Source organism: Mucilaginibacter sp. UR6-11, from assembly GCF_020880695.1.
Taxonomy (GTDB): domain Bacteria; phylum Bacteroidota; class Bacteroidia; order Sphingobacteriales; family Sphingobacteriaceae; genus Mucilaginibacter.
Window position 1 is genome coordinate 319,454 of sequence record NZ_JAJIWO010000006.1, and the last position, 15,531, is coordinate 334,984.

The following is a 15,531-nucleotide window of genomic DNA, read 5'->3' on the forward strand; positions in this document are numbered from 1 at the left end:
TATTAGTTGCTTATTATAATTTTTCTTAAAGTTTGATATATGATCTTCATATCCATCCAAAAACTCTGATGGTCGATATAATCAAGATTTTTAATTAGTTTGGAGGGGATAATTTCGGTAATATAAAATTTCTCCGGATTTTCTGATTTAGATAAAATCTCACCTTCATTATAATACTGGATAGATGCCCAATCAGTTAGGCCAGGTTTAACGCTCAAAACCCGTTGCTGCTCTGGCTTATAAAGGTTTACATACTTTCTTACCTCCGGCCGTGGCCCAACAAAGCTCATATCTCCTAAAAGAATATTGAACAATTGTGGTAATTCATCCAGTTTGTTTCTGCGGAGCCAACTACCACACCTGGTGATCCGATTGTCATTGTTTCCGATCGTCAGCAGTCCTTTTTTGTCAGAACCAACATACATTGTTCTGAATTTAATCAATTTAAAGTTGATATGATTTAAGCCAACCCGATCTTGCATGTAAAAAACCCCGGTGCCGGAGTCAATTATTATCCAGAGTGATATCACAATAAATAATGGACTCAACACTATAATTCCAATTACCGAAAAGCATAGATCAAAAGTCCTTTTCATAGTCGAAGAATCTTAAAATGCAATCTCTATCTTTTCTTTTTTCTCTATTTTGCTGGCCATTGCGTTTTTTACAGCGTTTATGACTGTACTAACTATAAATTCAATTTTCGCGTCTGAAAGCTGAGGATAAATAGGTAGAGATATTTCCCTGGAGTATTGATTATATGACATTGGGAAATCATGTATTGAATAACCAAGGTTTTTAAAACAGGTAAGCATGGGTAATGGAACGAAGTGGACGTTCACTACAACTTCCTTACTGACAATATCATCAATGATCTGGTCTCGTTGTTGTTCTGTAATATTTTTTATGCGAAGCGGGAAAAGATGATACGAAGACTCGCGTTTGTGATCAAACAACGGTGGTAGTTCGAATACTTCAAAGTCTTCAAATGCTTTCTTATATTTCAACGCGATAGCCTTCCTCATTGGCAAAAGCAGTGTTTCATATTTCTTTATTTGGGCTAACCCAATTGCGGCACAAATATCAGGCATGTTGATTTTAAGACCTTGAAAAAGTATATCATATCGCCAGCCGCCACCTTTAGCTTTTTCCAGGGCATTTTTATTTTGACCATTTAACGTATACATTTTAAGGTATTTATACTCTGCGTCGATATCAAAATTGCCGGGCAGATTCAAACAAATACAACCACCTTCGGCAGTAGTAACATTTTTTACGGCGTGGAAAGAAAAGATCGCAACATCACTTTCCAATGCGGCAGCATGTCCGTTAGTTTTAGCGCCAAGGGAATGGGCAGCATCCGCAATTAATAATATTCTGTTTAAAACTGTTTGCTTTAATGACTCGGCTCTAAATAACTTTTTTACACCTCTCCTATTAATAATTTCCATTAGCTTTGAATAATCACACGGCCAACCCGCAATATCTACAGCGAAAATTGCTTTTGTTTTAGGAGTGATTGCTTTGTACACAGCTTCTGGATCTATACAAAAATCCCTATTGATATCAACCATTACAGGGGTGGCACCACAGTGCAATACACTTAAGGCAGTTGCACAATAAGTATAGGCCGGAATAATTACCTCATCACCCGGTTTGATTCCAAACCACTTTAACATCAAAATAGCTCCAGAGGTCCATGAATTAACACATATGGCCGCTTTAGTGGAAGTTAGTTTAACTATTTCCTTTTCCATAGCAATTACTTTTGGCCCGGTGGTAATCCAATTAGTTTTTAGTGTATCTACAACTTCGTCAACAACACCTTGGTCTATATAGGGCGGCGAAAATGGAATTTGCATAATATTATCGGTTAAATTATAAGTGAAATTCTTTTGAAAATATGATCTGTCTAGCGAAGAGTTATCCGCAACTAAAGACAGTCGCGCAGCAAGCGGGAGTAAATAAGAAACTTCTCATGAAAGACATCCCAAAAAGAGTACCTCCTAAACTTAAGTTCTGACAATGAAACAAAGTATTGATGATTTCGATGTATAAATGCTTCTAACTTTTCAAAATCATTTTTGGAACAGGTTTCCGGATGGTAATTAAACGTCCAGGTTCTACTTAACTTCGGCTCAACTCCAGATAACTGGACCGGTATCCATTTAAAACCAAATCTTTTATAGGGTGATGTCAACAATCCATCACTAATAATTCGGATACTTGAATATTTTTTTAAAGCCTTTAATGTGTTATGATCAAATGAATGTGCCGGGGCTACAAAAATGTCTGAGCGGATATTTTCACGTTCAAAAATTTGTACCGCAGCCATTATTTTATTTTCCTGCATATATAGCGGCAAGCCGGCAAATTCAGACCTCCTGTTTTGTTTCATTATACCTGAATTGGTACTTACATAACAATGGTCAAATCCGTGCATTGCTATAGCATACTCTTTTTTTTGTAAGTCACGAACATACTGCCAGTAATTGTGATTAAGACTTCCGCATTTTAAGAGCTTAGGATCTTTATTATTGGGAATAACCGCAACAATCGGCCTTATAGAGTAATAATCGAAAAGATCAAAAAACGGCCTCCATTTTTCTAAATTACTTGTTGGGCACAGATCATCTAACCTGATTAAGTATTGTACCATAACAAAATAACATTCAGGTTGCCTTAGTTAATTTTGGAAATAACTGTGCTTCATATAAAGTTGATACCGAAAACAATTGTGCCCATTTTTTAAATATAATCTGGACCCTATTAGTTTGATTAATGCGCTTCGCATTAGCACTTATTTTCTTTTTCAATTCAAAATCGTTGCTTAGACGAATAATTGCATTAGTCAATGCCAAGATATTGCCAGTTTCCACCAATAATCCGTTATGTTCATTTTGAATAATTTCTGATGGGCCAAAATCACAATTCATCGCAACCGGCGGACAACCAAAACTCATTGCCTCTATCAAAGCATTTGGATAACCCTCATTGCGTGATGGTAAAATAAATAACTCAGCTTGGCTATAGTAATCCTGAAGATTAACCCGGGAACCAGGCATAAAGACTACTTCAGTTAAACCTAAATTTTTGATTTGATCAATCAGCGCTGCCCGTTCATTACCCTCACCAATAATCAATAAGTCAGTATCCCTTAGCTTTGCAGCGCCGAAGGCTGAAATAAGTTGGTCGAAACCTTTTACGTACGTAAGTCTGCCCACTCCTAATACGAATTTACGGGGATGAATTTCTTTTGGAGAAACCGGTTCAAATTGCGACAGTGCATTAGGAATAAGCTTTATATTACTGACTTTGCTAAAAGCTCGGTTATTTTTCAGACTGTCGCCAATACCTTTAGTGCTTACAACAATCGCAGCAGCGTGTTTATAAATTATGGCAGCCAGCGCTCTATTGAGGTAATTTAGTTTAAATAGACTTCGAGCCGGTGATGTTCTTTCTGACACAATATATGGGACATTTGCAATAGTAGCGGCAAGCCCTGCCCATAAGTTTGCTGACGTGATAAATGAGACAACATAAGCGGGTTTTTCTTTATAGACGATAAAAAGCAGTTTAAAAAACATCTGGAATATATAATATAATCTAAAAGCCATGCTATCGCTTTTTCGATCGGTAAGGTTAAAAACCATTACTTCTTTATCGATATTATAAGCCGGACAACTTTTATTTAATGAAATAATTAATGAGTTGTAATTTAACTGACTAAAATGGTTCGCCAGGTTAATCAGTATCCTCTCGGCACCACCACCGTTTAGTGAGGGAATAACAAAACATAATTTTTGTTTGGCGTTAGTTGTCGCTGTCATATCAACTAATTGGTAGTTATAAGCTTGTTATCTTAAGTATTGTTACTTATAAAGAGCCGTTAACCTTGACTGTTGGCTTTCTATTGGATATTGGGTGATGAGGGGCAGGCTTTTCTGTTTGGTGAACTTTTTGAACTTGATTTTCATTGAAATTTTGCCCTCTAAGTAATAACCGACATATCATATCCAAATCAGATACCGTTAACGTATGATATAGGGGAAGACACAATATTCTGCTTGCAACTGACTTGGAAACAGGCATTTCTACATTTTCAACGTAAGGCAGTTCTGACAGTGAGGGATAAAAATAGCGACGGCAATATATCTGGGCCATTTCCAAATTTGCCTTTGCTTGCTGCATTAAGCTTTCGCTTTCAAATAATATCGGGAAATAGGCATAATTATAGTCGTCATTGGCTTGAATTTTTTGAAACTGCACCCTGAGGTTAACCAGGCGATCCAAATATTGCTCCGACAAGTACTTTCGCATTTTCAGGATATCATCGATATGCTTTAGGTTACATAAGCCCATAGCAGCATGAAATTCACAATTTTTTGCATTTATACCTTGTTCTGAAAATGTGTCAATGCCGGAATACCCGAAATTACGCATCAGGGCCATTTTTTTTAACAGGGCGGAATCCTTGGTAAATACAGCTCCACCTTCAATTGTATGAAACAGTTTTGTAGAATGAAAACTTGTTGTGGTTATATCGCCATAAGCAAATATCGATTTGTTTTTGTAACGCGTACCAAAACAATGTGCTGCATCATATATAACTTTCAAATTGTGTTTATCTGCGATTTGCTGAATCAGCTCTATTGCACAGGGGTTTCCAAAAACATGGGTAGCCAATATAGCCGATGTTTTTGAGGTTATAGCCGCTTCGATTTTATAGGGGTCAATGTTAAATGTATCGGGATCAATGTCAACAAATACCGGTTTGCAACCTTGCCATACAATAACGCTGGTTGTAGCCACAAACGAAAATGGTGTAGTAATAACCTCGCCTGATAAATTAAGTGCTTTTATAGCAAGTTGCAATGCGACCGTTCCGTTAGAAACAAATAACAAATGATCAACTTTAAGATATTCCTTCAATCCTAGTTCGAGCGTGTTTACTAATGGCCCGTTATTAGTTAGCCATTGCCTTTCCCAAATGCTTTTAATATAATTTGTGAATTCTTTTTCGGAGGGCAAAAAAGGTTTAGTTACCGGTATCATCGTTTTAAAATTAATTGGTTAAAATCGTTTAACGCCTGTAGCTTAATAAACAAGGCTGTTCCAATATAAAGCGCCGCATAAACCAGACCTACAAATACGATCACTAGCATATCTGATAATAATAAACCCGTTAGTAAAACATTGAAAATAAAGGATAAAGCACCTATAATACAGGCTAATAACAGTATCGGAAAAATGTCTTTGATCTGATCCTGGATGGGATAAGAAATTAATTTGCCGCTATAGATAGAATTGATGTAATATGCTACAAAGTTGAAAGCGAATTGAAAATAGAGTAAACCATAAATGCCAAAATGGATAAAAGTTAAAATACCGGCTACACTAAGAACTTTTTTAAGTATTTCTAACTTCAGGAATAAAGCACTTTTGCCCAAAACTTTTATCACATTAAGGTTATAAGAATGCAAGGGATACATAATGCCGCTGATACATAAAATTTGAAAGTAGGGAACGGCGGGCAGCCATTTATCAGTTAACAAAAGATGAAACAATGGCCTGGCTATAAGGGAAAGAAAAATAAGCGATGGTGCATTCCAAAACAATACTTGCTGCATCAGTTTTTTATATAATTTCTTTAACTGGACAACGTCCGCTGATAATTCGGCAAACATTGGGTAAGTAGCTTTATTAACTGCCGCCGAAATATTGCCGATAGGCAGCTGGCTTATAGAATCAGCCCGGGAATAAAAACCAAGTTGTGACGCCGAAAAATATTTTCCGATAATAATGAGATAAAGATTTTGGTGAATTGTATCCAGTATACTGGATAATGTCATCTTGTAGCCAAAATCAATGTGTTTTTTAAAAAGTTGTTTGTCAAATATCCAGGCAGGCCTCCAAGGAGAAACAATCCAATGCATTGCAGTTGACAAAAATGATGTACACAGGCCCATCCACACCAAACTCCAAACCCCATAACCCATATGTGCCAGTACTATCCCTAATATGCCGCCGCCTATACCTGCCGGTATTTGCATATTGGTTTGCCTTTTAAACTTCATCTCTTTTATAAGCAGCGTACTTTGCACGGCAAAAAATGCATTGATTATAAGTACGAGCCCATATACCCTTGCCAAGGCTTTAAGTAGTGGCTGGTCATAAAAATCTGCTATTAATGGCGCGGTTAAAAACAGCAACGCATATATAAGTATGCTGCCCGCTATATTGAAATAAAAGACACTTGAATAATCTCGTTGATCAGCTTCCGTTGTTCTAACCAGCGACGCTGTCAAACCACTATCTAATAACGTATGGCCAATTGCAATAAAGAGCGACAGCATTGCAATTAAACCAAATTCGGCAGGTGCAAGTAGTCGAGCTAAATAAACAGAAATGCAAAAACTGACCAGCTTTGAGCTAACCTGCTGCCATAATGACCACAACAAGCCAGAAACAGCTTTTTCTTTTAAGCTCATTTAATTTATTAAAGACGAGCGCTAACTATGCTATCGGGCAAGAATGCTTTCAAATCATATAAAACTGCATTAGGCTTACATAAACTCTTCAGGTCCATTTCTTTAAATTCCTGGTGCGCTACCGCAAGCAAAACACCATCATATTTGCGCATTTTAGATTCTCCATTTTCGCAAATTATGCCATAAGTTTTTCTTGCATGGTCGGCATTGGCCCTAGGATCATGGACATGCACCTTTACATTGTACTCTTCCAATCTGCGTACAATATCGATGACACGGGTATTCCGCACGTCCGGGCAATTTTCTTTGAAGGTAAAACCGAGTACTAATACCTCCGCATTAACAAGTGAGGTACCACTACGGGTCATCTTTTTAATAAGCTGGTCGGCAACATATGCGCCCATCGCATCGTTTAAACGCCGACCAGCAAGGATTATCTCAGGATGATAACCAACTTCTTGTGCTTTCTGAGCAAGATAATATGGATCAACCCCGATACAGTGTCCTCCAACCAAGCCTGGTCTGAAATCAAGAAAATTCCATTTTGTTCTGGCGGCCTCAAGCACCTTTCGTGTATCAATCCCTATCTTATTAAATATCATAGCCAACTCGTTTACAAAAGCAATATTTATATCGCGTTGGGCATTTTCTATTACCTTGGCAGCTTCAGCAACCTTTATTGAGTCTGCTTTAAATGTACCGGCGGTAATAACCGACCTGTAGAGCTCATCAACTGTTTTAGCGGTTTTAGCATTCGACCCGGATGTGATTTTGCGTATATTGGCTACCGTATGTGTTTTGTCGCCCGGGTTGATCCTTTCAGGTGAATACCCGGCAAAAAAATCAACATTATATTTCAACCTAGATGTTTTTTCTAAAACTGGTACGCATTCATCCTCTGTAACTCCGGGGTAAACGGTCGATTCGTAGATCACGATATCTCCCTTTTTTAATACTTTACCAATTGTTGAACTTGCTTTTATTAATGGAGCCAATTCCGGGCGATTATTTTTATCTACCGGCGTAGGCACTGTTACTACGTAAATTGAACACTGTTTTAATACTTCGCTATCCGATGTTAAAAAAAGGCCCTTGGGAGATGTACATACATGAGTAAGAACATTTGTCAATTCCTGTTCACTCACTTCTTTTGTATGATCAATAGCTTCATTAAGTTGGTCTACTCTGTCGGGGTTGATATCATAGCCAATAACTTTGTATTTTTTTGCAAATTCAACCGCTAGAGGCAAACCAACATATCCTAAACCTATAACTCCAATTTTTTTATTATTTAACGTTCTCATATTCTTTATCTGCAGATTGAAGCACAATTTGATTAGATGGTACACGGGTTACCAGGGCACAATTTATATTGTCTAGGATCATGAGAACATTTTTGCCATTAACCTGCAAAACCTGACCTTTTTGGTTAACAAATACCCCCTGTTTAATTAACACGTGATCACCTACGGATATATTTCGGATATTAACTACCTCTATATCGTTATAAAGAGTAATGTTGATTTTCAGGTCCTCGATGGTTTTATCCGAAACCACGGCAGGTTTACCCATAAAGTATACATAATTGAGCACACCCATTGTATACAATACAGTTGCATCTTCGCGTAAGTCAACCCTTACAAATACATATGAGTTAAATAACGGCAGGCTTACCTTCTTTTTTCTATCTGCCCATTGATTTTGCACCTGGCGTAAGGGACAATAGGCTTCAATACCTTGCTCATTAAGCTGTTTTTCTACCTTTTTTTCCCATCGCGGCCTGGTATATATAACCAGCCATCTTTTTTCATATAATTTACCGGTCGGTTTTTTAACCGCATTCACATTCAATTGAGTATCCATAAAATCTGGGTGTTTATAATTTATTCACTTATAGCCACGGCTTCGCCATATCACTTACGTAACAGGCATATCTTACTTTAGAAAAATTGACGGTAAAACAGTACCCTTAACAGGCTGGAGAAGCGTTAATTATATAACGCTTCAAATTCATTAAAATTTATATCATTAAGCGCTATATCCATACCTGCCATAGGCATAGATCGAGCGGTTATCACTCTTTGCATCATTAAGAACAACCATAACGTTTTTTAATTTGTTATTTTCATGAACATCGTTCAGAATGTCCAGTTGTTCTGTATTGGTATAATTGTACCGTACTAAATAAATGCTTAAATCGGCGTGTTTGGCCAGGCTAAATGCATCTGCAACAGCTCCAACCGGGGATGTATCTACAATGATATAATCAAACTTTGGTGCTAATAGTTGGAACAGTTGATCAACTCTTTTACTTGTGAGTAATTCGGCAGGGTTTTCAAGCGTAATGCCACAACCCAATACATATAAATTAGGTGCTTTATCATAAGGTTGAATGTTTAATTCATCAATATTATATTCTAAATAGTCGGCAATGCCTCGTTGTTGGGATAGCCCCATTTTGCTAAGCAAATCAGGGTTTCTCAAATCAAACTCCATAATCAGAACCCTTTTGTTAAGCAATGAAAGCGTTAATCCTAAATTTATACTGAAAAATGTTTTGCCTTCTCCTTTCATACAAGAGGTAACAAGCATAATTTTATTTTGCGAGTGTTCATTTAAAAACCCAAGATTTGTGCGTATATATCTGAATAGTTCTGTTATGGTTGAAGTATCGCCACTTTGAATTGCTATGGTGTTTTTTAAATTATGATGAGGCAATTCGCCAAGTATTTTAATACCATTAAGCATTTTCAGATCGCCAGTATTTTTAACTTTTGAATTGAGTTTATTGCCGCCATATATCAAAAAAGCCGGCGCAATTAGGCCTAAAATACTTCCATACAAATACAGCAAGCCTGCTTTGGGATACTCCGGATCAGCATCATAAGAAGGCTTGTCGACCAGTTGTGAGGTTTGGACGGTTGCCGACAAAGACAATGCGGTTTCTTCTCGTTTTTGTAGTAAATATTGATAAAGGTTGGTTTTAACGATTTGCTCCCGGCTACGTTGCAAAAGCCCTCTTTCAAGCGCAGGCACCGATTGTATCCTAGAGGTATATTGGGCTGAGTTCTTTTTCAGTTGATCGTTTTCAATCAAAAAGCCCTTTTTTATATTTCCAAGATTCTCCATAATATTTGAACGTAAACTGGATATCTGATCACTGAGATTTTGAACAAGCGGATTACTCAAATTCGCGCTATGCAGCATCCTGTTCCTTTCTATTTGTAAATCATTAAACCGGCCTATCAACGTATTCAATACTGGATCTTTTAAACCCATTGTACTTGGTATAACAGCAAATTGATTATTGGTATTACTTAAATAGGCCGAAAGAGAATTCACGATATTCATTTGAACATTAGATGCTTCCAAAAGCTGGCCATATTCAGCAGACTTTTCCAGATTGATCTGTGTGCCTGCAGTTGCATCAATGGCAGAATTTTGTTGTTTATATTTTTCAATATCGCCTTCTGTTGCAGACAGTTCCTGTTCTAACGTTTTAAGCCGTTTATCTATAAAAACAATGGTGTTAACAGCCATTATATTCTTTTTTTGAACGTTTTCAAAATTGTAGGTATTAATGATGCTTGTAAGGATATCAACACCTCGTAAGGGTATGGCATCGTTTAAACTTAAATTTAGTGTATTGGACTCTTTCATAACCGGGTTAACTTTTAGCAGCCCGGCGCTGTATGATGCAGCCATTTGATTAACGTCATTAAATAATATAGAAACGGCTTTATGACTATCTGATGGTGCCAATCCTTTATTAACAATAAATTTATAGTCGGTGTGCAATATAGGTTGGCCATATTTATATCTCCATGACCTATTACCTTCTGTTAACAAAAAGGTGCTGTCAGATAAGCTTTGTAAACCCAGTTCTTTTTTATACGCGGGCTTTTCCAGTTTAATTATGGAAACTGCAAACGGCGTTTGGCTTTTATATAATTCTTCTGTTTTTAAACCATTTTTTATAAAATATCTCGTCGCCAGGTTTAGCTTACTCAATGAATTGTATATCAGATCTTTTGATCGCAATATCTCTATTTCATTTTCTCCCATTCTGGTTTCATGGAACATATCAAGATCGCTAAAAGCTGTTGATTTAAGTAAACCATCACCTTTCTTGTCATCCAGTACAAGCAGTGTACTGGTCACCTTATATATCGGCGTCGCATTTTTCAGGTAAAACCATACACAGCCTAAGCATAAAACAAGCGCTGTTAAAAACCAATACCATTTTTTTAAGTAAGGCATCGTTCTCTCTTTTAAATTATCAGGGCGATTGGCCGGATTTAAAACAAATTTGGTATCCATTGCTTTAATTTTAATATTGATTAATAATTTTATCGTTTTAACACAACAGCTGCTAAAACCGCCAAGGCGGATATTGATGCTATGACTATAGGCATTAGCCGCGTATTTTGACTAAACTCGACAGCTTTAGACTTATCTGGTTCAACGTATACAATATCGTTTTGCTTAAGGTAGAAATACGGTGAATTAAATGAAGCTTTATCGTTAAGGTTCAGTCGTGTCAATGTCTTTTTACCATCCTCATTGCGAATTACCAGTACGTTTTCTCTTTTACCATACACAGTCATGTCACCAGCCATTCCAAGTGCTTCAAGTACATCTATTTTTTCGTCTGTTATGTTAAATGTTGAAGGCCTGCTCACTTCACCTATTACCGTGATCTTAAAATTCACTATATGCACCTCAACTAATGGCTCTTTTACCTTCTTACTTAGTTCGGCCGTTATTACTTTCTGCGCTTCCTCTATTTTCATTCCTGCAACTTTAATATCACCAACTATCGGAAGATGGATCATGCCATTTTCATTTACTTTATACCCATCAATCTTCATTGGCGAATACATAGCGATTGATGTAGCATTTTTATTCAAGAAAAGATTGTCTGATTCGGGATTAAGGCTGTGCATTGTAACATTAATCAGATCATTTGGCGCAATATAAACTTCCTGGTTTGTTGGATTGGCAACTGAAGTTGCGTTTGCCATGTTACTAAAATACACCAGGTCTCGTCTTTGGGCGCACCCCGCTGCTAATAATAAAACCAAGGCGCAGTGGCCATAAAATATTTTAAGGTTCATGAGGTTTGATTTAAAAATGAGTTAATTAATAAATTCATAAACCAAATATATATAGTTGATTATCAATATAATACGATTTATTTCGATTGATATTAAATTGTAAAAATGACCGAATTATTTACAGCAAACCGTGAAATTAAAAGTTGGTTGCTTTACAAATGCTGTGAAAAGAATGTATATATCAGAAATTAATAAGGTTTTCATCAATGAAACTTCCGTGGCGAAATCTTAGGTAAATCGTCGTATTTTTTGCAAGTAGTTTTGAATATTGATTTAAGGTTATTCAACCGTAACAGATTTGGCTAAATTTCGCGGTTGGTCAACATTGCAACCACGTATCGTAGCCATGTGGTACGCCAGCAATTGTAAAGGCACAGTGGCTATCAATGGCATAAAGGCTTCATCTGTATCGGGTATCTCAATATAGTAATCAGCAATTTCTTTTACGTGAATATCGCCTTCAGTAACAATAGCAATTATTTTTCCTTTGCGGGCTTTAACCTCCCGGATATTACTAATCACTTTTTCGTATGACGAATTTTTTGTTGCAATGAAAATAACGGGCATCTCTTCATCGATTAATGCAATGGGGCCGTGTTTCATTTCTGCAGCCGGATAACCTTCTGCATGAATGTAGGATATCTCTTTAAGTTTTAACGCACCCTCAAGGGCTACGGGGAATCCGCTACCGCGGCCTAAATAAAGGCAACTTTTGGCATCTTTTATTTCAAAGGCAATATCTTTTATATGTTCATTTTCAGCTAAAACCCGCTGTATTTTACTCGGAATGCTATTTAACTCATTTAAAAGCACCGTTAATTCTGCCGGTGCGAGTATTCCTTTTTGCTGTGCAATATAAAAAGCTATAAGAGTTAAGATTGCTACCTGTGTGGTAAAAGCCTTGGTTGATGCCACCCCTATTTCGGGGCCGGCATGGGTATATACGCCGGCATCAGTGCTTCTAGGGATTGATGCGCCCACAACATTGCAAATACCAAAAATTGTTGCCCCTTTATTTTTTGCTATCTCAATAGCGGCGATGGTATCAGCTGTTTCCCCGGACTGAGAAATGGCAATTAGCAGATCATCCTTACGAATGATTGGATGACGGTACCTAAACTCAGAGGCGTACTCAACTTCAACTGAAACCTGGGCAAATTTTTCTATCAAATACTCGCCAACTAATCCTGCATGCCACGACGTCCCGCAGGCAACAATAATAATTCGGTCTATTTGGGTTAGCTTATCTGCGTAATGTTTAATTCCGCCCAGTTCAACCTTGCCCTCTTTCGGATAAATCCGGCCCCGCATACAATCTATTAGAGAGCGGGGTTGTTCAAATATCTCCTTTAGCATAAAATCATCGAATCCACCTTTTTCAAGTTCTTCCAATTTCAACTCAAGCTCATGTACCAACGGGGTTTGTACAACATTATTTCTTTGTTTTATGGAAAGCTGGTTTGTTTTTATCAGGGCTATTTCATTATCGTTTAGGTAAATAACGTTTTTAACGTACTCAACAATAGGCGTTACGTCTGAAGCAATAAAGTGCTCATCTGCCCCAATACCTATTACTAACGGACTGCCTTTTCTTGCCGCAATTAACTGGTCAGGATTCCCTCTATCCAGAATTACGATGGCATAAGCCCCAATAACTTCGTTTAGTGCCAGCCTAACTGCTTCCAGCAAATCGGTTTGCTCCATATTTTGTATTTCTTCAATTAAATGGATCAAAACCTCTGTATCGGTATCACTATCAAACTGATGTCCCCGTGTTAAAAGTGTTTCTTTCAGGACCGCATAATTTTCAATTATACCATTGTGGATAATATGTAAACGTTTGTCATTAGACGAATGGGGGTGTGAGTTGCAGTCAGACGGTTCGCCATGTGTTGCCCATCTGGTATGTCCTATTGCTATTTTTCCACTCTTATCTTTGCCATCGGTAAATTGTTCAAGCGAAGAAACTTTTCCTGCTTTTTTATATAGGTTAAAACCAACATCGTTTACGATGGCAATACCGGCACTATCATAGCCCCGGTACTCCATTTTTTTTAAACCTCTGGTCACTATGGGCCAGGCATCACGATGTCCGATATATCCAATTATGCCACACATATATTTTTGAATAATTTGCTTAGAAAACTAAAATCCACTTAAACCGACAAAGCCATTTTCACCTTTAACAACAAAGAGATAACGCGGTTAGATAATTGACGAGAGAGCCCGGTGGCGATATGAGATAGATTAAGCCTGGTCTTTAATATACTAATGTCCCATAATGCTTGGCTCAAATCGCATTTAATTATTTCAATACAGGTTAGTGATTACTTTTACTCTGCAGGTAAAGTAAAATTCAGAGAAAGGTAAACCGCTTTACGGCTAAATAAGATATTTAAGGGTATTATATATTTTGCGGATCCTAAATCGCTGGAGTTCAAATAAAATATCTCTCTTTAAATATAATTGTAATAATTTCATTTTTTGAAGTCGTTTATAATTAAAATGCCTGATAATCAGATTAAAGTCGCTGATTACCATATCCTTACGAGCATTGGATTTAATCATGCTCCATACCCCGCCAACATGATTTCGATAGCAGCTCATTACTTCAGGCATTACATAAATATTACGACCGGTTATATAGGTTGCAAAAATCTTAAATAATTTATCTGCAGCAAAAACATCAAAGTACCACGGCTTGTCAAAAATCTGATTTACTTCTGGAATATTATGATAAACTACAGTGGCGGTTTTTGTTTCCGTTTGTTTTCCGATTAATAGATCCTGATAAGTATGTACCAATGGTACCGGATTAGGGTCGACGTGCAAAGTGTTATAATTTGAGTCAATAACACGTGTGTAATGACAGCAAATAACGTAATCCGTATTTTGCTCTAGGAAATCGACTTGCTTTTGCAGCTTATATTGATCGATCCAGTAATCGTCACCATCACAAAGTGCTATATACTTCCCCGTGCAATGTCTAACCACGTTGCGGAAATTATTATGTGCACCGGCATTTTTTTTACCTGGGAAAAATTTAATTATATCGGGATATTGTTCTGCATATCCCTTTATCATGTCTGAAGAACCATCCGTTGAACAATCGTCACCTATAACAATTTCAAATGGAAATTTCGTTTTCTGCATCAAAAAGCTATCAATTGCCTCGCCTATAAACTTTTTATGATTATAGGTAATGCAACATACACTGACCATCATATCATTATTTTTTGACGTATCCCTTGATCTTTTTGTTATGTCCTGCAGTTCACAATTCATAAAAAACAGCAACAGTATTTTCTGCTTACAATACTATTTTAGCTATCCGGTGGGTTCTTTTACCAAGGTCTATTTATAGAAATAACGTGTAATTGGTTAAGACCACAGCTGAATATGGCTTCGCCACTCCAATTACAGATGTTTATTTAATGAACGTTCGTGGTAAATGGTGATGTTCATTTTACAGAAACAATTGTTTTGTAATTGCTTTTGATATTCAAAGGTATTCAATTGACGTTCAATATATCAAGCCTCTTATGTGAGTTGCTCCAAACTTGTGCTATATCGCAGATTTTTCACGGCTGCTGCACATAAAAATTTACAAATCTGTAAAAAAAATACGTTTGCGATGGTATAACTAGCCAGCTTCTGCTATGCCAGTTTTCGAAGCTGATTGCCTCTTAGCAGCCTGCCGGATAATGATCCCAGAATGTATAGTGAACAATTCTAAAAATTGATTTTGTCCTTCTTTTTGTTCACCTAAAACGAGGAATAGTATGTACTAAAATAATACTAAAGTAAACAACCCCCACCTAAGGTGGGGGCTTTATTCTAACCTCTGAAAGAGGTATTCGTCAAAACAACTTCAAATCAGTCGAGCCATCTTCTTTTCGTTCTTCCTGCTCCTGATACTTCAC

The 15,531-nt window shown here is 37.1% G+C and carries 12 protein-coding genes; all 12 read right to left on the minus strand.

All coding sequences use genetic code 11. From position 1 onward, the window contains the following. Nucleotides 1-2: 2 nt before the first annotated feature. Nucleotides 3-596, minus strand: a complete 594-nt coding sequence (locus tag LJ658_RS15540; RefSeq protein ID WP_230547448.1) for a sugar transferase — start codon at nucleotides 594-596, stop codon at nucleotides 3-5. Nucleotides 597-608: 12 nt separating this feature from the next. Continuing rightward, a complete protein-coding gene (locus tag LJ658_RS15545) occupies nucleotides 609-1,862 on the minus strand; it encodes a DegT/DnrJ/EryC1/StrS aminotransferase family protein (protein WP_230547449.1) in 1,254 nt (417 codons plus the stop codon). Nucleotides 1,863-1,933: 71 nt separating this feature from the next. Next, nucleotides 1,934-2,659 (minus strand): DUF2334 domain-containing protein, encoded by a 726-nt coding sequence (locus tag LJ658_RS15550; RefSeq protein ID WP_230547450.1) that lies wholly within the window; start codon nucleotides 2,657-2,659, stop codon nucleotides 1,934-1,936. Between the two features lie 13 nt (nucleotides 2,660-2,672). After that, nucleotides 2,673-3,830: a glycosyltransferase family 4 protein gene (locus LJ658_RS15555; protein WP_230547451.1), complete on the minus strand. Its 1,158-nt coding sequence runs from the start codon at nucleotides 3,828-3,830 to the stop codon at nucleotides 2,673-2,675. Nucleotides 3,831-3,876: 46 nt separating this feature from the next. Further along, a complete protein-coding gene (locus LJ658_RS15560; protein WP_230547452.1) occupies nucleotides 3,877-5,055 on the minus strand; it encodes a DegT/DnrJ/EryC1/StrS aminotransferase family protein in 1,179 nt (392 codons plus the stop codon). Beyond that, entirely contained in the window at nucleotides 5,052-6,491 is a 1,440-nt protein-coding gene (locus LJ658_RS15565) for a lipopolysaccharide biosynthesis protein (RefSeq protein WP_230547453.1), read from the minus strand. The genes LJ658_RS15560 and LJ658_RS15565 overlap by 4 nt, the downstream gene beginning before the upstream one ends. Nucleotides 6,492-6,499: 8 nt before the next feature. After that, a complete protein-coding gene (locus tag LJ658_RS15570) occupies nucleotides 6,500-7,795 on the minus strand; it encodes a nucleotide sugar dehydrogenase (protein WP_230547454.1) in 1,296 nt (431 codons plus the stop codon). Further along, nucleotides 7,779-8,354 (minus strand): UpxY family transcription antiterminator, encoded by a 576-nt coding sequence (locus LJ658_RS15575; RefSeq protein WP_230547455.1) that lies wholly within the window; start codon nucleotides 8,352-8,354, stop codon nucleotides 7,779-7,781. Before LJ658_RS15575 ends, LJ658_RS15570 begins: the two co-directional genes overlap by 17 nt. Before the next feature lie 165 nt (nucleotides 8,355-8,519). Continuing rightward, the gene (locus LJ658_RS15580; RefSeq protein WP_230547456.1) at nucleotides 8,520-10,811 is read right to left on the minus strand and encodes a tyrosine-protein kinase family protein; all 2,292 of its coding nucleotides are present in this window, start codon (nucleotides 10,809-10,811) and stop codon (nucleotides 8,520-8,522) included. A 29-nt stretch (nucleotides 10,812-10,840) separates the two neighbouring features. Continuing rightward, complete coding sequence (locus LJ658_RS15585; protein ID WP_230547457.1) at nucleotides 10,841-11,608, minus strand: polysaccharide biosynthesis/export family protein; 768 nt, start codon at nucleotides 11,606-11,608, stop codon at nucleotides 10,841-10,843. Between the two features lie 279 nt (nucleotides 11,609-11,887). After that, nucleotides 11,888-13,726, minus strand: a complete 1,839-nt coding sequence (gene glmS / locus LJ658_RS15590) for a glutamine--fructose-6-phosphate transaminase (isomerizing) (RefSeq protein ID WP_230547458.1) — start codon at nucleotides 13,724-13,726, stop codon at nucleotides 11,888-11,890. A gap of 264 nt (nucleotides 13,727-13,990) precedes the next feature. After that, a complete protein-coding gene (locus LJ658_RS15595) occupies nucleotides 13,991-14,833 on the minus strand; it encodes a glycosyltransferase (RefSeq protein ID WP_230547459.1) in 843 nt (280 codons plus the stop codon). Between the last annotated feature and the right edge of the window lie 698 nt (nucleotides 14,834-15,531).